This is a genomic window from Streptomyces sp. NPDC003393 (assembly GCF_053589015.1).
The window spans coordinates 1-17,275 of sequence record NZ_JBSFRB010000075.1 but is presented as its reverse complement, the minus strand read 5'-3'; the positions used below and the strand labels follow the sequence as shown (position 1 = coordinate 17,275).

Genomic DNA, 17,275 nt, shown 5'->3' with positions numbered 1-17,275 from the left:
AGGACCTAGACAATCCTCATTCTTGCTGGTCAGAGGCACTTTCTGCTTTCCTGACCACCTGCCGGACAACCCTCTTCATGAAAGCGCGAGGTTAGGCGCCCGCGGTTCGGTCGGACCCGTGACATCAGAACGAGTCGAGCACGGAGGACTTGCGGATGCCCAGCTCGATGCCGGTGTCCGTGTTCTGCAGCAGCGTGTTCGTGGCGCGCAACGCGGCCTTCTCCGAGCCGAGGCGGTTCATCAGCGTCGTGAGCTGTTCGCTCCACGTCTTACGCGCGGTCTTCAGAGCAGGTCCGGTGAGCCACCCCTCAAACTCCCGCGCGGCTGACCCCGTACTCTCACGCGCCTGGGTGCCGTCCCTGTGGGTGTCAGGCTCCAGGTGTTTTTCGATCACCTCGGCCGCCTTCTTCTTCTGCGCGGGGCTCGAAGCGAGATCCTTGCCGCCGGACGGCGAGCCTCCCCCGCCATCGAGCGGGGCCGCATGGTTCAGGCGCATTCGAGTGGGCGCCGCACCGCCCGGTGATATGTCGTCCTCGGTCATGATCTCTCCCCCGAGCATGATCAGATGCCGCGACTCTACGTGAGGCTCAGGCGGGGCTGCAAAGGGCTGGTGAGCCGGAAACCTAGCTCGTTGATGCGGTACGGACCAGGTCGGCGAAGGCGAACTGGATCACGGCCACCATCGACGACAATGGCTACTGGCGCACCTACCTGCCCATGGCCCACCAACGGCAGGCTCACAGGAGTGGAAATGATCAAGCGAGGGGGCTTCTTTCGGGAGATCGGCGGTCAGGCCCCCACGGCAGATGATGCGCCGTCGCTGCGAGATGCCGTACAGGACAGTGGGCCCTGGGACGAGGACCGTATCCTCACCTACCTGGAATCGGGCCTGGAGATCTACTCCACCATGGGCGCCGAGCGCGACGTCCTCACCGGCGAAGAGTGGATCCTCGGCTCCGGATCTTTGATGACGGACGGCACCTGGCTCTGGCCCGTCGATCTCACGCACTACGTACGTCGTCACCACGCTGCCCTGCCACAGGGGTTCCTGAGCTACATCCGGACCAACAACTACACGGTCCCCGCTGTGCCCGATGAGCAGGCCAGGCACATCTTCAAGGTGGAGTTCCCGGACAATGCCCCCGCTGCGACCCCGCCCAAGGCCGCCGGCTTCTTCACCTGGTACGTGCCGAAGCTGGACAGCGCCCGCGCCCATCAGCTCCTCACGCATCTGGAGGACGCCGGGCTCTCCGCCGTGCACCCGCTGACCAATGCCCTCTTCGGATTCCGCGAGATGCCGGTCGGAAACCGTGAGCCGCTGATGGGTGAGCGCGCCGCCCTGTCCGCTGCCTTGGCTGACGATCGGTATTCGAAGATCGAGTTCACCTGCTGGAAGGGCTGCGACCAATCCCTGACCGGCATCGTGCGACGCACGGACGAGCCGACGCAGAGCATCACGCTGCGCCTCACCGGCATCCCCGTGACCGATCGCGAGGAGGCTGTCGCGGCACTGGTGCGCACGCTCGATCAGGGCGCGGCCGACTGCCTCGGGTTCGTCATCGACCGAGCCGGCGTTTCGGCTGCCCAGGACTGGGACCGCATCCTCGTCGGCGACGGAGGGCGCTTCACCGTGTGGCCCGACATCGTCGGCATCCTCCGGGACCGCGTGGGCGACCATCCCGAGCCGGCCGACAGCGAGCCGACTGCTTGCGGCCCACTCGACGTGTTCCACCGCGCGTGAACCGTCCGCCGACGGGACACGCGCGGTGGCGTCCTCGTTGCTCACATGTACGGGTCGCGGGCGGGACGCGGGGTGGTGTCCGAGGCCAGGACCGACTGCTGAACCGCGAAGTTTGTGCGCGCCTCGTCGGCGCTTATGGCCATCTGCGACGCCTCATTCCCGGCCGTACCGGAAAACAGTTTCACACTGGTACCTGTCTCCGGCACGACTGGGGGAGTGGGGGCGCCTCCGGCGTCGGCTTCGGCGGGCATGGAGTCGGCGTGACATCCACAACGGGTGCGTACGGACGCGCGGGCGCCTCGGCAGCCCCGTGCAACCGCCGTTGTGCGTCCACGCGGTTGCGGTAGCGGTCGGTCCCGCCGGTCCGGTGCAGGTTCCAGCCCAGGTCGCGCAGGATCTTCTCCCGCAGCCCGTCGCGGTGACGGACCGCCGCGAGGAGTGGTACATCGTGCCGTCGCACTCGATGGCCGGTGCGTAGGAACCCGGCGTTCCAGAGAAGGCGGTCAGCGGATCTGCGTACCGTCACGCGATCAGGTGATATCGCCCGGCATGGGCACAAGCGGCGGGGGCGGCTCGTTCGACGCGGTGAGGGGATCTTCCAGGTCATCGGGAATCGAAGGAGACACACATGGGACTGTCATTCCACCGTAACCCTGACAACACTGTGACCGGTCGGAACGAGGACACAGGGTTCGCAGTGACACTGGCCGATGAGGAAGAGGTCAAGCGGCAGTTGTACGAGGACGCGGGCTGGGAGTACACGCCTCCGCCTCCGCCCGTCCCACCGGGTTATCACCGGTTCTGCCTGCTGGACGACTCCTTCGACGCCGGCGACTTCCAGGACCCGCGGTACGCGGCCCTGCGGGCTCATCCGCCCGACGGATGTGTGGCGGCCGACAGGGGTGGCTTTGCCCTGGAGTGCGAGCGCCCGGGGAAGTCGCTGTTGGACGCCGTGGCCGGCACGATCGCGGAGGTCCGCCGTGAGCACGGGCTCGTGATGAACAGCCTGGGTATCGAGAAACCCGAGGAATGGCTCGGCGACGACAGGAACGGTCACCCGGCGCGGGTTGTGGCGCACCTGCTGCTGACGGCCGCTCACCGTGCCTCCCTGCTGGGATACGGTCGCAAGGACCTGGTCCGGTTGCTGGACGCGGCGGGAGTCGTGTAGCGACCGTTCGGCCTGGGCGCCCAGGCCGCGAGCGCCGCCTCGGCGTACGTCCCCGCTCGGCCGCCCGCTACGTCAAGCATAGGGGGCACGAAAGCACTCCTGACCATTCGCGTCCCCAACAAGGTGTGCGGTATGGCTGATTGCCTCGACGCGTGACGTCAAGCCGCCCGCGCGCCCTCCATCAGCTCGTCGGCCGGTTCCGGGGTACGGGCCGTGACGGGTTCTGCGACGGGCTCGATGACGGGAGCGGCCGCCTCCCGCACCGCCCGGAGTCCGGCGGCCGGGGCCGTCCGTACCAGGGAGGTCCGCCACAGCCACACCACATCCCGCCCGAACGACCACACCAGCAGCGTCAGGGCCAGCATCACCACGGCCACATCGGCCCGGTGCGGCAGCAGGCCGGAGCCCGCCAGCAGCAGGAGGATGCCCTGGAGCGCGGCCACGGTCTTGCGGGCCGTGCTCGGGGGGAGCGGGGCGTTGAGCCAGGGCAGGACGCGGGCCGCGACGACGAAGGCGTAGCGCATGGCGCCGATCAGCAGGACCCATGGGCCCAGGTCCGTCGAGACGTAGACGCTGAGCACCAGGATCAGGAACGCGTCGACCTCCATGTCGAAGCGGGCGCCCAGCGCCGTGCAGGTGCCGGTGCGGCGGGCCACCTTGCCGTCGACGCCGTCCAGGATCAGGGCCACCGCCGTCAGGCCGACCAGCAGTGAGGCCGGCGGTGAGCCCTGGAAGGAGTCCGCGACCAGTGCCGTCACACCGCCGACGAGTGTGGCCCGGCCGAGTGTCACCCGGTTGGCCGCGCCGAAGGAGGTGAGCCGGGACCGGTACAGCGCCCGGGAGAGCACCGCCCAGGTGGCGATCGCGAAGACCAGGCCGGTCACCCAGCCCGCCGGGCCCATGCCGACCGCCATGCCCAGCAGGGCCAGGAGCAGGATCTGCACGCCCGCTCCCACGGCAGTCTCCTGCTGGGCAGGCCTCAGGCCTGACCTGGCGTCGTACGTGTTGTTCAGGGCCACCGCACACCCTCCGGCCGAGTGACAGAGTCGATCAACGCCGCGTACTGTGCGCGGCCTGTGCACATCTCCGTACGTGAACAACTTCCCGATCGTTCAGGAGGCCGCCCATGAACCGTTCCGCACGTGCGTTCTGGCTCCGTTCGCCCGGTCAGGGCGAGGTGCGTGACACGCGCCTTCCGGATCCCCGTGAGGGCGAGGTCGTCGTCCGGGCGCTGTACTCCGGGATCAGCCGGGGTACGGAGACACTGGTGTTCCGGGGCGGGGTCCCCGCCAGTCAGTACGACGCCATGCGGGCGCCGTTCCAGGAGGGCGACTTCCCGGGGCCGGTGAAGTACGGCTACCTGAGCGTCGGGGTGGTCGAGGAGGGCCCGGACGAGTTGGTCGGGCGAACTGTTTTCTGCCTCTATCCGCACCAGACCCGGTACGTCGTCCCGGCCGCCGCGGTGACCCCCGTACCGGAGTCCGTCCCCGCCGAGCGGGCCGTGCTCGCGGGTACCGTCGAGACCGCCGTCAACGCCCTGTGGGACGCCGCGCCCCTGATCGGCGACCGGATCGCCGTGGTCGGCGGCGGGATGGTCGGCTGCTCGGTGGCCGCACTGCTGGCCCGGTTCCCCGGTGTGCGCGTCCAGCTGGTGGACGCCGATCCCGCCCGCGCCGAAGTCGCCCAGGCCCTGGGTGTCGGCTTCGCCCTGCCCGAGGAGGCGCTCGGCGAGTGCGACCTCGTGGTGCACGCCAGCGCCACCGAGCAGGGCCTGGCCCGTGCCCTCGAACTGCTCGCCCCCGAGGGCACGGTCATCGAACTCAGCTGGTACGGCGACCGCAGAGTCGCCCTGCCGCTCGGCGAGGCCTTCCACTCCCGCCGGCTGGTCGTGCGCAGCAGCCAGGTCGGCACGGTCTCCCCGGCCCGCCGCGGCAACCGTACGCACGCGGACCGGCTGGCCCTCGCCCTGGACCTGCTCGCCGCCCCGGAGCTGGACGCCCTCGTCACCGGGGAGTCCGCCTTCGAGGAGCTGCCGAAGGTCATGCCGGAGCTCGCTGCCGGGCGGATCCCGGCCCTGTGCCACCGGGTGCGGTACGACGCGAGCGCCTGACCTGAGAAAACCTGAGCGAAGTCGGTGGGAATCGACTGAACAAGGGGAAGCGAAGAGCCGTACTACACGGCATCCCCCGGCGGGGAGCAGCAGACGTCGGCAGAGGCCGGCAGGAAGCCGCCGGGGACCAGACGCGCTGTACCTGGAGGGTCGTTCGTTGTTCAGCATCACCGTCCGTGATCACATCATGATCGCCCACAGCTTCCGCGGTGAGGTGTTCGGGCCCGCGCAGCGGCTGCACGGAGCCACCTTCCTCGTGGACGCCACGTTCCGGCGCGAGCAGTTGGACGACGACAACATCGTCGTCGACATCGGGCTGGCCACCCAGGAACTGGGCGCGGTCGTGAGCGAGCTGAACTACCGCAACCTCGACAACGAAGCCGACTTCGCCGGGATCAACACCTCCACGGAGTACCTGGCCAAGGTCATCGCCGACCGGCTCGTCGAGCGGATCCACAAGGGCGCCCTCGGCGAGGGTGCCAGGGAGCTGGCCGGCCTCACCGTCACTCTGCACGAGTCGCACGTCGCCTGGGCGAGTTACGAGCGTGCCCTGTGACCGAGACGACCGTGCACCGTTCCCCGTCCCTCGCGTTCGTGCCCGCGCCGCGCTCGGGCCGCCCTCACGTCGGGATCACCCCCATGTCCCTGCGCACCGTGCACTTCGTTCTGCCGGGCGGCGTCGACGACCCGGCCACGCCGAGTGGCGGCAACACCTACGACCGCCGCGTCAGCCTCGACCTGCCCGGCTTCGGCTGGCAGGTCCGGCCGCACCCCGTGCAGGGTGAGTGGCCGCGCCCGGGTGCCCGGGCCCGCGCGGAACTCGCCCGTGTTCTGCGCGAGTTGCCGGACGGCTCCGTCGTCCTCCTGGACGGGCTCGTCGCCTGCGGCGTCCCCGAGACCGTCGTGCCCGAGGCGGAACGGCTGCGCCTGGCCGTCCTCGTCCACCTTCCGCTCGGCGACGAGACCGGGCTCGAACCCGCCGTGGCCGCCGAACTGGACGCCCGGGAGCGGCAGGTGCTGCGGGCCGTCCCCGCCGTCGTCGCCACCAGCGACTGGGCGGTCCGCCGTCTCGTCTCGCACCACGGGCTCGTCCCCGACCGGGTCCACGTCGCCGCGCCGGGCGCCGACATCGCGCCCCCCGCCCCCGGCACCGACGGTGTCTCACGGCTGCTGTGCGTGGCCGCCGTGACCCCGCGCAAGGGGCAGCACCGGCTCATCGAGGCCCTGGCCACGGTCACGGACCTTCCCTGGAGCTGCGAGTGCGTGGGCGCCCTGACCCAGGACCCCGCCTATGTCGCCCGGCTGCGCGACCTGATCGCCGAGCACGGCCTCCAGGACCGCTTCCACCTCGTGGGACCACGCTCCGGCGCCGACCTCGACGCCCGCTACGCCGCCGCCGACCTGATGGTCCTCGCCTCCTACGCCGAGACCTACGGCATGGCCGTCACCGAGGCGCTCGCACGCGGCATTCCCGTACTGGCCACGGACGTCGGCGGAGTGCCCGAGGCGGTCGGCCGGGCCCCCGACGGCGGGGTGCCCGGCATCCTCGTCCCGCCGGAGGACCCCGTCGCCCTCGCCGCGGAACTGCGCGGCTGGTTCGGCGAGGCCGATGTGCGCCGCCGGCTCAAGGCCGCCGCCCGGGGCCGCCGCGCCGCCCTCGACGGCTGGGCGACCACCGCCCGCAGCCTGGCGGGCGTCCTCGCCCGGCTCCCCGAGGAACCCCGGAGGGCGGCATGAGGAAGACGACCGCACCGCCTGGCGGTCCCGGATCGGTGACGCCCGGCGGGGGCTCAGGGCCTGGTTCCGGATCGGTGATCCCCGGCGAGGGCTCCACCCCCGGTTCTGGCCCGGTGACCTCCGGCCAGGGCTCCGCGCCTGGTTCTGGCCCGGTGACCTCCGGCCAGGGCTCCGCGCCTGGTTCTGGCCCGGTGACCTCCGGCCAGGGCTCCGCGCCCGGTTCCGGCACGGTGATCCCCGGCGCCGGTCCCGACCGCCGGCACGGTGAGCGGGCCACCGTGCGGCTGCGGGCGGGCGGGCCCGAGGAGCCGCCGTCCCGGCACGGACCCCAGGCAGCGTCCGGGCACGCACCCCAGGAACCGTCCGGGCACGCCCCCGAGGAGCCGTCCCGGTACGCGCCCGAGTGGCTGCGGCTGCGGGAGGCCGCCGACGCGGCGGCACGGGCCACGGAACTGCTCGAGCCGCTGCGGACCCGGCTCGCCGACCGGGCGGACCCGCACGGCGGGCTCGTCGTGCACGATCTGGGGTGCGGCACCGGCTCGATGGGCCGCTGGCTCGCCCCCCGGCTGGACGGCGCCCAGCACTGGATCCTGCACGACCGCGACCCCTACCTGCTGCATTTCGCCGCCGTGGGCGCCGCGGGCGCCGCCGCCGACGGCAGCCGGATCACCGTGGAGACACGGCGCGGCGACATCGCCCGGCTGACCCCGGATGCCCTGGCCGGTGCCTCGCTGGTGACGGCGTCCGCGCTGCTGGACGTCCTCACCCGTGAGGAGGTCGACGCCCTCGCCGCCGCCTGCGCCGGCGCGGGCTGCCCCGCGCTGCTCACCCTGTCCGTGGCCGGCCGTGTCGAGCTGACCCCGGGCGACCCCCTGGACGCCGAGGTCACCGAGGCGTTCAACGCCCACCAGCGCCGGACCGGACTGCTCGGCCCGGACGCGGTGACGGCGGCCCGCGAGGCCTTCGCCGCACACGGAGCCGGCGTGCGCGTGTGTCCCAGCCCCTGGCGGCTCGGACCCGACCGGCGTGAACTGACCGCCCAGTGGCTGCGCGGCTGGGTCGGCGCGGCCGTCGAGCAGCGCCCCGAACTGAGGGCGCGCGCCGACCCATTCCTCGCCGAGCGCCTGGACGCCTGTGCGGCGGGGGAGTTGCGGGTGGTCGTCCACCACAGCGACCTGCTCGCGCTGCCGGGCCTCACGGGCGGTGCCGCATGAGCGCGCAGACGGTGGACGTACGCACCGCACCACCCCGGCCCCGGTCGGCGGCGCTCCTGTCCCGTCGGCCGGCCCTCCTGCCCCGCCCGTGGGTCCGCGCCGTCCGCGCCCACGCCGGCACCGTCATCGGCGTCGTGATCCTCGCCGTGCTGCTGTGGCGGCTGGGCACCGGAGTGCTGCTTCAGGGGCTGCGCCGGCTGGACGCGCCCTCGCTGACCACGGCACTCGTGATCGGGCTGGTCACCACCGTGTGCAGCGCCTGGCGCTGGCAGTTGGTGGCCCGCGGCCTGTACATCCGGCTGCCGCTCGGCGCGGCCGTGGCCGACTACTACCGCGCGCTGTTCCTGAACGCGGCCCTGCCCGGCGGCGTCCTGGGAGATGTGCACCGGGCGGTGCGGCACGGGCAGAGCGCCGGGGACGTCGGACGCGGTGTGCGGGCCGTGGTCCTGGAGCGGGTCGCCGGGCAGCTCACGCTCGCCGTCACCGGCACGGCGATGCTGCTGACACTGCCCTCCCCGGTCCGGGCCCAGGCCCTGCACCTCGCACCGCTCGTCGCTCTCGCCGTCGTCGGGGTGCTCGCGGTGCTGCTCGCGCTGCGCATGAACCGGGCGGCCCCCTCCCGCCGTGGGCGCACCCTGGGCCGGATGCTCGGTGAGGCACGTGCCGGGCTGTTGTCCCGCCGCAACGGGCCGGGTGTGGCCCTGTCCTCCGCCGTCGTCCTCGCCGGGCACTTCGCGACGTTCGTGGTCGCCGCCCGGGTCGCCGGCTGCACCGCCCCGGTGCCCGTGCTGCTGCCGCTGGCGGTGCTCGCGCTGGCCGCCATGGGACTGCCGCTGAATGTCGGCGGGTTCGGACCCCGGGAGGGCGTCACCGCGTGGGCGTTCGGGGCCGCCGGACTCGGAGCGAGCACCGGAGTGGCCGTGGCGGTGGTGTACGGGGTGCTGAGCTTCGTGGCGAGCCTGCCGGGCGCGCTCGTCCTGGTCGCCCGGCGCCGCGCCGGCGCCTACGCGCCGGCGGTGCCCGCCGACGTCAACAGCGAGAAATACGGTGCGAAGGAATCCGCCAGGCTCGCCAGCAGTTCCTTGCCCTTTTCGGCGGCCCCCAGGGAAGGACGGCCGATGACGCCCGATTCGGTATAGGCGGACATTCCGGTGGTCAGCAGATGGCGCCGGTCGTCCGCGACGAAGTCGGCCTTTTCGTGACCGGCCCGGACCATTTCCGGATGAGCGTGCAGCAGAACGGAGGTCTCGATTTCTCCCGCGTGCATGTCGGTGAGCAACGAGGTACGCACCCCGGCCCGCTCACGCGCCGCCTCCCAGTCCTCCGCGGCCGGGAAGAGCGCCATGCGCTCGCCGCGCGCGGAGGCCTCCTGGACCACGTTGCCCAACACGTAGTTCCCGCCGTGGCCGTTGACGACCACCAGGGCCTCGATGCCGGAGCGGCGCAGTGAGTCGGCGATGTCCCGCACCACCGAATGGAGGGTCACCGAAGAGATGCTGACGGTCCCCGGCCAGGCCGCGTGTTCGTGCGAGCAGGAGATCGTCACCGGCGGCAGCAGGTGCACCGGATACGCGCCGGCGATCTCCGCCGCGATGGCGCAGGCGACCAGGGTGTCGGTGGCCAGCGGCAGGTACGGGCCGTGCTGCTCGAAACTCCCCACCGGCAGCACGGCCACCTGCGGCGCGCGGCCCGCCCCCCGATCCCGTACGTCTTCCGTGGTGTCCGCCGGCAACAGGACACCCGCACCGGGTGCCGTCGGCCGTGTTTCCGAACCACTCATACTTTCCCGGCCTTTCGTCTCTGCTTAGGATCCAGATCATGACAGAAAACCTCGGCGTACTCGGCAAGAAGTCCGCAGGGAACTCCGCACGGCGCACGGGTGTGGAACGCGTCGTGAATGCCCCGCTGCCCACTGTCTACGGAAAATTCCAGGCGATCGGTTACCTGGATCACGACCGCGGCGACGAACAAGTGGCCCTGGTCCACGGCGACATCGGCGCCGAGCGGGTCCTGGTCCGGCTGCACTCCGAGTGCCTGACCGGGGACGCCTTCGGCTCCCAGCACTGCGAGTGCGGGGACCAGCTGGCCGCCGCGCTGCGTGCCGTGGTCGCCGAAGGCAGCGGCGTCGTCGTGTACTTGAGGGGCCACGAGGGCCGTGGCATCGGGCTGCTCGCCAAGCTGCGGGCGATGGCGCTCCAGGCGGAGGGCCTGGACACGGTCGAGGCGAACCTGGCCCTCGGCCTGCCCGTCGACGCCCGCGACTACGGTGTCGCCGCCGGGATCCTGCACGACCTGGGCGTGGGCTCGGTGCGCCTGATGTCCAACAACCCGCGCAAGCGCGAGGCGTTGGTACGGCACGGCATCCAGGTCGCCGAGCAGGTCCCGCTGCTGATCCCGCCGTGCGAGAGCAACATCACCTATCTGCGCACCAAGCGGGAACGCATGGACCACCACCTGCCCCATCTGGACGCGGTGGCCCACCTGTCCTGAGACGCGAGGCCGTCTTCGGGCCCGGCGGCTCCTGTAGGACCAAACAGCTGTCGTCGGCCGGGCGGCTCCCGCGGTACCGGGCGGCCGTCGTCGGGCGCCGAGGCTGCTGAGGGCCGAGCGGCCGTCGCCCGGCCCGGCGGCTGTGCGGTACCGGACGTCCGGCGCGCCGGCCGTCCTGAGACCGGGGACCCCGGCCTCAGCCGGTGACCGCCTCGTGCACCAGCCGCCTGAGCTCGGGGTAGATGCGCGGCGAGGTCCTCGGGCGGAGCTGGGTCATGAACTGGCAGGTCAGTTCGCGTCCCGGGTCGATCCAGAAGGTCGTGGTCGCCGCCCCGCTCCAGCCGAAGGCGCCGAGGCCGGCCGGTGCCTGCGTGCGGGCGGGGTCGACGACGACGGAGACGTTGAAGCCGAAGCCCATGCCGTCGTTGAAGGGCTCGTCGTGAACGGGCCGGCTGCCGTAGGAGCGCAGGTCGGCGCCGCCGGGGAGGTGATTGCGGGTCATCAGGCCGACCGTGCCGGGGGAGAGCAGCCGGGTGCCGTCGAGTTCGCCGCCGCGGCGCAGCAGCTCCATGAAGCGATGCCAGTCGTGCGCGGTCGACACCAGGCCGCCGCCGCCGGAGAGGAAGCGGGGGCGGCCGTGGAGGGGAAGGCCGGGGATCGGCTCGATGGCGGTCTCGTCCTCGGTCTGCCCGTACAACTCGGCCAGCCGGCCCGCCTGTTCCCCGGCGACGTGGAAGCGGGTGTCGGTCATGCCGAGCGGTCCGAGGATCCGCTCGGTGAAGAACACGTCGAGCGGCTGCCCCGACACCACCTCGACGACCCGGCCGAGGACGTTGCCGGCGACGGAGTAGTTCCACTGCGTGCCCGGGTCGAACTGGAGCGGCAGGCGCGCGTACACATCCGTCGTCTCGGCCAGGTCGGCACCCGGCGGCACGGACGAGGCCAGACCGGCGGCTCGGTAGAGGGCGTCGACGGGGTGGGAGTGGTAGAAGCCGAACGTCAGCCCCGCGGTGTGGGTGAGCAGTTGGCGTATGAGGATGGGCCCGGCGGCGGGGCGGGTCCTCACGTCATCACCCGATCCGCCGACGTACACCCGGGGGCCGGCGAAGGCCGGGAGGTGCCGTTCCAGCGGGTCGTCCAGGGACAGCCTGCCCTCCTCCACCAGTTGCAGTACGGCGACCGCGGTCACCGGCTTGGTCATGGAGTAGATCCGCCACACGGTGTCGCTCTCGACGGGCAGCCCGGCCGCCACGTCCCGCAGGCCGTACGTCGTCAGGTGGGCGACCCGGCCACCGCGCGCGAGTGCCACGAGGTATCCGGGCAGGCGGCCCTCGTCGACGAGCCGGGCCAGATACCCGTCGAGACGGTCGAGCACCTTCGGGTCCAGCCCGGCCTCGCCCGGCTCGACCTCCTGTCGCAGCTGTGCCATCGCTCTCCTCGGGCCTGTTCCGCTCGTCCTGCCCCCGTCGCGCGAGGACCACTGCGGTTTACCCGTCCGAGGGTGCCCTCAGGCCTCATGGTCGCGCGGGAACACGGGAACGGCCGCGCGGGCGGCGCCGGCCGGCGGTCTCGGACCGCGACCGTCGGTGCCCGCGGCAGACGGACGTCCCGGCAGCGCACGGCCCGCCATCGCCCCGGCTCCCGCCACCCCGGCGAGCACGGCGAGCGGCAGCGCGGGCCCGGCGCCGACGGCCCGCAGCGCGGTCGCCGCCGCCACGCCCAGTGCGGGGCCCACGTTCATCGCGGTCTGCTGGACGCCCCCCGCCACGCCGGCCGAGCCGACCGCTGCCTGACGCACGACGACCTGCGTCGCGGCCACCATCACCGTGCCGAACCCGGCGCCGAGCAGCGCGAAGCCGGTGCACAGGGCGAGGGTTCCCGTCGCGTGGGCGAGCACCAGCACGCCCAGCGCGAGCGCGGCCATGGCCGCCACGGTGGTACGGCGGGCCGCCGCCCGGCGCAGCAGCGCCGGGCACACGGCCGCCGCGAGCACCATCAGCGCCGCGAGCGGCAGGCTGCGCAGGGCGCTCTGGAAGGGGTTCAGGCCCAGCGTGTCCTGAAGGACGTACGTGACGACGAACAGCGTGCCGGACAGGGCGGCCGACGCGGCGACCAGGACGCCGACCGCCGAGCCCACGGCCGCCGAGCCGACGACGTCCGGGGGCAGCAGCGGGTGCTCGGTACGGCGCTCGTGCCGGACGAAAGCCGCCGCCCCGGCCACGGCGACCGCACCCGTGACCGATGCCGTGGCCAGGCCCGCCCGGCCGGGATCGGGCAGGACGACCAGCGTGTGCACGGCGCAGCCGAGGGTGACGGCGAGCAGGAGCGCGCCCGGCACGTCGAGCCGGATGCGCGGGGCAGGGACAGGCTCGTGTCCGGGCGGCGTGAGGGTCGGCGCGAGTGCGCCGAACAGCAGCGCCGGCCCGATGTTCAGGAAGAACACCGCCCGCCAGCCCAGCGCCGCCACCAGGGCGCCGCCCGCCACCGGGCCGGCGGCCGCGGCCACCCCGATCGCGCAGGTCCGCACCGCGAGGGGCATGGCGAGCCGGTCGGGCGGGAAGGCGGCGCGCAGCATGCCCAGTGTGGCCGGCTGGAGCAGCGCCCCGCACACTCCTTGTAGGACGCGCAGCGCGATCACCCACTCGATGCCGGGCGCCAGGCCGATGCCCGCCGAGGCCGCCCCGAAGCCGAGCATCCCGCCGGCGAACAACCACCGGTGGCCGTATCTGTCACCGAGCCGTCCGGCGAACACCAGGAGGCTCGCCACCGCGACGAGGTAGCCGGTACTGGTCCATTGGACCTGTGTGTACGACGCCTCCAGGTCGTGCGTCAGCGCGGGCTGTGCCACGGTGAGGACCGTGCCGTCCAGGGCGACGATCACCGCGCCGGCCACGCTGCACGCGAGTGCCACGGCCGGCCGGTGGCTCATCGGTCGCTCTCCGGGCCGAGGTGCGCGTCCAGGGCGGTGCGCAGGAGCGGCGTGAAATGGTCGGCTCCGGTGGTGAGTTGGAGACTGCCCCAGCTCCACAGCTGGGCGATGCCGTGCAGGTTGGCCCACAGGGAGGCGGCGACCGTGCGGGCGTCGGCGCCGGGGCGGGCCCGGCCGACCAGGTCGACCAGCACGTCGAAGAGCGGCAGGCTGGTGTCCCGCAGTCCCAGGTGTCCGCTTTCCAGCAGATCGTGACGGAACATCAGTTCGTACATGCCGCGGTTGCCCAGCGCGAAGCCCAGGTATGCCTGGCCCAGTGCGGTCAGTTGAGCGCGCGGGCCCTCCCCGCCGTCGGCCATCGCCGCCGCGGCCCGCTCGGCCAGTTCGCCGAAGCCGCGGCGTGCGATGGCGGAGAGAAGGTCCCGGTGGGTGGGGAACCAGCGGCGCGGCGCCCCGTGCGAGACGCCCGCCCGGCGGGCGATCTCCCGCAGGGTCAGGGCCTGGGAGCCCTCCGTGGCCACCAGCTCCACCCCGACGTCGACCAGCCGCTCCCGCAGCCCCTTCGGATGGTTCTCCTGCTCGTTGTCGCCCCGCTCGCTCATAGACACTGTCTACCAGCAGCGAGTAGACAGTGTCTACTCATGCGGAGGGCAGGGCGGGCGCGGGCTCGCACCGGGAATGGGAAGCTCCGCCGCGAGAGTTGAGGAACGTATGACTCAGGACACGACGCACGACCCAGTGCCGGACGCGCTGCTCGCCCTGCTCGCCGAGGGCCACGGCGGGGTACTGGTCACCCTCAAGCGCGACGGCCGCCCCCAGCTGTCGAACGTCAGCCACGCCTACGACCCGGACGAGCGCGTCATCCGCGTCTCGATCACCGACGACCGCGCGAAGACCCGCAACCTGCGCCGCGACCCGCGTGCCTCCTACCACGTCACCAGTCCGGACCGGTGGGCGTACACGGTCGCCGAGGGCACCGCCGAACTCTCGCCGGTGGCCAAGGACCCGCACGACGAGACCGTGGAGGAGTTGATCCGCCTGTATCGGGACGTGCTGGGTGAGCATCCCGACTGGGACGAGTACCGCGCGGCCATGGTGCGCGACCGGCGGTTGGTGCTGCGGCTGAAGGTGGAGCGGGCCTACGGCATCCCGAAGGGCGCCAACGACGGCTGACCGGGTCTGCCGGGACACCGCTGGGCCGTCCCTAAGACTGCGTCCGAGCCCGGATCGCCCGCAGGACGGCCACCATGTCCTCGTCGCCGTGTCCGAGCGAGACGGTCTCCTCGAACAGGGCGTGACACACGTCGAGCAGCGGGGAGGCGATGTCCGCCTTGCGGGCGGCCTCGGCGATCAGCCGGTTGTTCTTCAGCACGTCGAGTGCCGCCGCCTGCACGGAGAAGTCCCCGGTCAGCAGCTTGGGGGCCTTCATCCGCGAGACCGGGCCGGCCATCGGGCCGGCGTCCAGCACGTCGAGGAACAGCCGGCGGTCGAGTCCCTGCCGTTCGGCGAAGTGGAACGCCTCGGTGAATCCGGTCACCAGCGTGATCAGGAACAGGTTGACCGACAGCTTCATCAGCAGCGCGTTGGGCGCCGGGCCGCACACGAACGACTGCGCGCACATGGGCGCGAGCAGGGGGCGTACGCGACGCACGGCCGGTTCGTCCCCGGCCAGCATCGCCACCAGTTCGCCGTTCTCCGCCGGGACGCGGGAACCGGAGACGGGTGCCTCGACACAGCTGCCGCCCGCCGCCCGGACGTCGGCCTCCAGGGCGCGTGAGTACTCGGGCGAGGTCGTGCCCATGTGCACGACCGTCCGTCCGGCGACCAGCGCGGCGAAGTCCGGGCCGCCGCGGCCGAGGGTGGCGTCGATCGCGAGGTCGTCCGCCAGCATCAGGAACACCACGTCCGCGCGGGCGAAGAGGTCGCCCGGGTCCGCGGCCACCTCCACGCCGGCCGCGCGCAGCGGATCGGTGCGGGCGGCCGTGCGGTTCCACACGACCAGGGGAGTGCCGGAGCGGGCCAGCCGGAGCGCCATGGGCGTGCCCATCACTCCGAGACCGATGAAGCCGACGTTCACGGGACACCGCCCTGGGTCGAGAGCTCGTTCATGACAGTCGTCATAGTAGCCGCGCCTATGACGTACGTCATAGGCTGGGGAGGGACAGCAGGACCACGAGGTCCGGGACGCCGGTCCTGCAGGACGACGGAGATCCCGGACGGCGGAAGGGCGCGCCGGACATGCGCGCACGGCACCGGGAGGTCGACGATGACGGGGGTCCAGCGGGGGCCGCGGGAGCGGATGGTCTTCAGTGCGGCCCAGCTGATCCGGCGCGACGGAGTGGGCGCGACCGGCATGCGGGACGTCGCCGAGCACGCGAACGCCCCGCGCGGCTCGCTGCAGCACTACTTCCCGGGCGGCAAGGAGCAGCTGGTCGGTGAGGCGGTGGCCTGGGCGGGCCGGTACGCCGGCCGGCGCGTCGCCCGTTTCATGGCGGACCTGGCCGAGCCGACGCCGAGCGCGCTGTTCACCGCGATGGTGCGGCAGTGGACCGACGAGCACCAGGCGGCCGGCACACTGAGCGGCTGTCCGGTCGCCGCGGCCACCGTCGACTGCGCCGCCTCCGACGCGACCCGGGAGGCGGCCGCCGCCGCGTTCGAGACCTGGCGCGGGCCCGTCGCCGACGCACTGACGGAGCTGGGCGTGCCGGCCGAACGGGCGGAACCGCTGGCCACGCTGATGATCAGCTCCCTGGAGGGCGCGATCATCATGGCCCGCGCGGAGGGCGACATGCGCCCGCTGACCACTGTGGCCCGGGAGCTGGGCCCGCTCCTCGACGCGGCCGTGCTGCCCGACGACGAAGCCTGATCACCGGGGGACACACGGGGTACGGAGTCAGTCCGTGGCGCGCTGCGCCGTGAGGTAGGCGATCACGGTGTCGCCGAGCATCGCGCGGTAGTGGTCGCGCCGGGCCGGATCGACCAGGTCGCGGCCGATCAGGGCGCCGAACGTGGACCGGTTGGCGACCCGGTAGAAGCAGAACGAGTTGATCATCGCGTACAGGTCGACGGCGTCCACGTCGGCCGTGAACAGGCCCGACTCGCGCCCGGCCGCCAGGATCCGGCGGATCACGTCCAGCGCCGGGGAGCCGGCCTTCCCGAGCTGCCTCGAGGCGGCGACGTGCTCCGCCCCGCGGAAGTTCTCGATGCTCACCAGGCGGATGAAGTCCGGGTGCCGCTCATGGTGGTCGAACGTCAGCTCGGCCAGGCGCCGGATGGCCGCGACCGGGTCCAGGTGCTCCACGTCCAGCCGCTGCTCGGCCTCGCGGAGCACCCCGTACGCCCGTTCCAGGACGGCCGTGAACAGCTGCTTCTTGCCGCCGAAGTAGTAGTAGATCATCCGCTTCGTGGTGCGGGTCAGGGCGGCGATCTCGTCCACACGGGCACCGTCGTAGCCGGCCCGGGCGAACTCCCGCGTGGCCACGTCGAGGATCTCGGCCCGGGTGCGGGCGGCGTCACGGGCGCGCCCGCCGGTGGATGCCGGTTCGTCGGCGCTCGTCATCACGTTCCTTCGCAAGCGGGCGCGGGGGTCTGTGCTCCGGTTCGTGATTGTAGAAGCAGGGGCGCGCGGCCCAGCGGGATCCCATGGGGCGGGCCGGGCGGCACGATGACGAACGGCCCGGGCCACCGTCGGGTGACCCGGGCCGTATGCGGTGACGCGTCAGTCCTTCGTCGCCGTCTCCACGGCGTGGCCGCCGAACTGGTTGCGCAGCGCCGCGACCATCTTCATCTGGGGCGAGTCCTCCTGGCGGGAGGCGAACCGCGCGAACAGCGAGGCCGTGATCGCGGGCAGCGGCACGGCGTTGTCGATGGCGGCCTCCACGGTCCA

Annotated in this window: 17 protein-coding genes and 2 pseudogenes; 10 read left to right on the top strand and 9 right to left on the bottom strand. The window is 72.5% G+C overall.

Annotated features, from left to right (window positions below; genetic code table 11):
- Nucleotides 1–124 precede the first annotated feature (124 nt).
- Entirely contained in the window at nucleotides 125–541 is a 417-nt protein-coding gene (locus ACWDUZ_RS37685; RefSeq protein WP_451636341.1) for a hypothetical protein, read from the bottom strand.
- Between the two features lie 210 nt (nucleotides 542–751).
- On the opposite strand from ACWDUZ_RS37685, the gene ACWDUZ_RS37680 reads away from it, so the two are divergent.
- The gene (locus ACWDUZ_RS37680) at nucleotides 752–1,741 is read left to right on the top strand and encodes a hypothetical protein (protein WP_451636340.1); all 990 of its coding nucleotides are present in this window, start codon (nucleotides 752–754) and stop codon (nucleotides 1,739–1,741) included.
- Between the two features lie 628 nt (nucleotides 1,742–2,369).
- A complete protein-coding gene (locus ACWDUZ_RS37675; protein WP_451636339.1) occupies nucleotides 2,370–2,909 on the top strand; it encodes a hypothetical protein in 540 nt (179 codons plus the stop codon).
- 158 nt (nucleotides 2,910–3,067) lie between these two features.
- Here the strand turns inward: ACWDUZ_RS37675 and ACWDUZ_RS37670 are convergent, their stop codons facing one another.
- Nucleotides 3,068–3,928: a CDP-alcohol phosphatidyltransferase family protein gene (locus ACWDUZ_RS37670; RefSeq protein ID WP_451636338.1), complete on the bottom strand. Its 861-nt coding sequence runs from the start codon at nucleotides 3,926–3,928 to the stop codon at nucleotides 3,068–3,070.
- Between the two features lie 107 nt (nucleotides 3,929–4,035).
- Between ACWDUZ_RS37670 and ACWDUZ_RS37665 the strand changes: the two genes are divergently transcribed.
- The 5 genes and pseudogenes from ACWDUZ_RS37665 to ACWDUZ_RS37645 form a co-directional block, all read left to right on the top strand.
- Nucleotides 4,036–5,019 (top strand): zinc-dependent alcohol dehydrogenase, encoded by a 984-nt coding sequence (locus ACWDUZ_RS37665; RefSeq protein WP_451636337.1) that lies wholly within the window; start codon nucleotides 4,036–4,038, stop codon nucleotides 5,017–5,019.
- Nucleotides 5,020–5,176: 157 nt separating this feature from the next.
- On the top strand, nucleotides 5,177–5,575 hold the full coding sequence (locus tag ACWDUZ_RS37660; protein ID WP_451636336.1) for a 6-pyruvoyl trahydropterin synthase family protein: 399 nt from the start codon (nucleotides 5,177–5,179) through the stop codon (nucleotides 5,573–5,575).
- Complete coding sequence (locus ACWDUZ_RS37655; protein ID WP_451636335.1) at nucleotides 5,572–6,756, top strand: glycosyltransferase family 4 protein; 1,185 nt, start codon at nucleotides 5,572–5,574, stop codon at nucleotides 6,754–6,756. Before ACWDUZ_RS37660 ends, ACWDUZ_RS37655 begins: the two co-directional genes overlap by 4 nt.
- The gene (locus ACWDUZ_RS37650; protein ID WP_451636334.1) at nucleotides 6,753–7,970 is read left to right on the top strand and encodes a hypothetical protein; all 1,218 of its coding nucleotides are present in this window, start codon (nucleotides 6,753–6,755) and stop codon (nucleotides 7,968–7,970) included. The genes ACWDUZ_RS37655 and ACWDUZ_RS37650 overlap by 4 nt, the downstream gene beginning before the upstream one ends.
- A pseudogene (locus ACWDUZ_RS37645) lies at nucleotides 7,967–8,878 on the top strand (lysylphosphatidylglycerol synthase transmembrane domain-containing protein); the annotation flags it as partial. The gene ACWDUZ_RS37650 and the pseudogene ACWDUZ_RS37645, both read left to right, overlap by 4 nt.
- Nucleotides 8,879–8,973: 95 nt before the next feature.
- Here the strand turns inward: ACWDUZ_RS37645 and ACWDUZ_RS37640 are convergent.
- The gene (locus ACWDUZ_RS37640) at nucleotides 8,974–9,750 is read right to left on the bottom strand and encodes a creatininase family protein (protein WP_451636333.1); all 777 of its coding nucleotides are present in this window, start codon (nucleotides 9,748–9,750) and stop codon (nucleotides 8,974–8,976) included.
- Nucleotides 9,751–9,788: 38 nt separating this feature from the next.
- On the opposite strand from ACWDUZ_RS37640, the gene ribA reads away from it, so the two are divergent.
- On the top strand, nucleotides 9,789–10,460 hold the full coding sequence (ribA, locus tag ACWDUZ_RS37635; protein ID WP_451636332.1) for a GTP cyclohydrolase II: 672 nt from the start codon (nucleotides 9,789–9,791) through the stop codon (nucleotides 10,458–10,460).
- Nucleotides 10,461–10,656: 196 nt separating this feature from the next.
- On the opposite strand, the gene ACWDUZ_RS37630 is transcribed toward ribA, so the two are convergent.
- The 3 genes from ACWDUZ_RS37630 to ACWDUZ_RS37620 form a co-directional block, all read right to left on the bottom strand.
- Nucleotides 10,657–11,889, bottom strand: coding sequence for a serine hydrolase domain-containing protein (locus ACWDUZ_RS37630; protein ID WP_451636331.1), 1,233 nt, complete (start codon nucleotides 11,887–11,889; stop codon nucleotides 10,657–10,659).
- Nucleotides 11,890–11,967: 78 nt separating this feature from the next.
- Nucleotides 11,968–13,389, bottom strand: a complete 1,422-nt coding sequence (locus ACWDUZ_RS37625; protein ID WP_451636330.1) for an MFS transporter — start codon at nucleotides 13,387–13,389, stop codon at nucleotides 11,968–11,970.
- A complete protein-coding gene (locus ACWDUZ_RS37620) occupies nucleotides 13,386–13,991 on the bottom strand; it encodes a TetR/AcrR family transcriptional regulator (RefSeq protein ID WP_451636329.1) in 606 nt (201 codons plus the stop codon). Before ACWDUZ_RS37620 ends, ACWDUZ_RS37625 begins: the two co-directional genes overlap by 4 nt.
- A 109-nt stretch (nucleotides 13,992–14,100) precedes the next feature.
- Here ACWDUZ_RS37620 and ACWDUZ_RS37615 point away from each other — a divergent pair, with 109 nt between their 5' ends.
- The gene (locus ACWDUZ_RS37615; RefSeq protein WP_451636328.1) at nucleotides 14,101–14,562 is read left to right on the top strand and encodes a PPOX class F420-dependent oxidoreductase; all 462 of its coding nucleotides are present in this window, start codon (nucleotides 14,101–14,103) and stop codon (nucleotides 14,560–14,562) included.
- 31 nt (nucleotides 14,563–14,593) lie between these two features.
- On the opposite strand, the gene ACWDUZ_RS37610 is transcribed toward ACWDUZ_RS37615, so the two are convergent.
- Complete coding sequence (locus ACWDUZ_RS37610) at nucleotides 14,594–15,466, bottom strand: NAD(P)-dependent oxidoreductase (protein ID WP_451636327.1); 873 nt, start codon at nucleotides 15,464–15,466, stop codon at nucleotides 14,594–14,596.
- A 189-nt stretch (nucleotides 15,467–15,655) separates the two neighbouring features.
- Here ACWDUZ_RS37610 and ACWDUZ_RS37605 point away from each other — a divergent pair, with 189 nt between their 5' ends.
- On the top strand, nucleotides 15,656–16,255 hold the full coding sequence (locus tag ACWDUZ_RS37605) for a TetR/AcrR family transcriptional regulator (protein WP_451636326.1): 600 nt from the start codon (nucleotides 15,656–15,658) through the stop codon (nucleotides 16,253–16,255).
- A gap of 27 nt (nucleotides 16,256–16,282) precedes the next feature.
- On the opposite strand, the gene ACWDUZ_RS37600 is transcribed toward ACWDUZ_RS37605, so the two are convergent.
- Both ACWDUZ_RS37600 and ACWDUZ_RS37595 read right to left on the bottom strand, forming a co-directional pair.
- Complete coding sequence (locus ACWDUZ_RS37600) at nucleotides 16,283–16,948, bottom strand: TetR/AcrR family transcriptional regulator (RefSeq protein ID WP_451636325.1); 666 nt, start codon at nucleotides 16,946–16,948, stop codon at nucleotides 16,283–16,285.
- A gap of 159 nt (nucleotides 16,949–17,107) precedes the next feature.
- Nucleotides 17,108–17,275 (bottom strand): annotated as a pseudogene (locus ACWDUZ_RS37595) (6-phosphogluconate dehydrogenase); the annotation flags it as partial.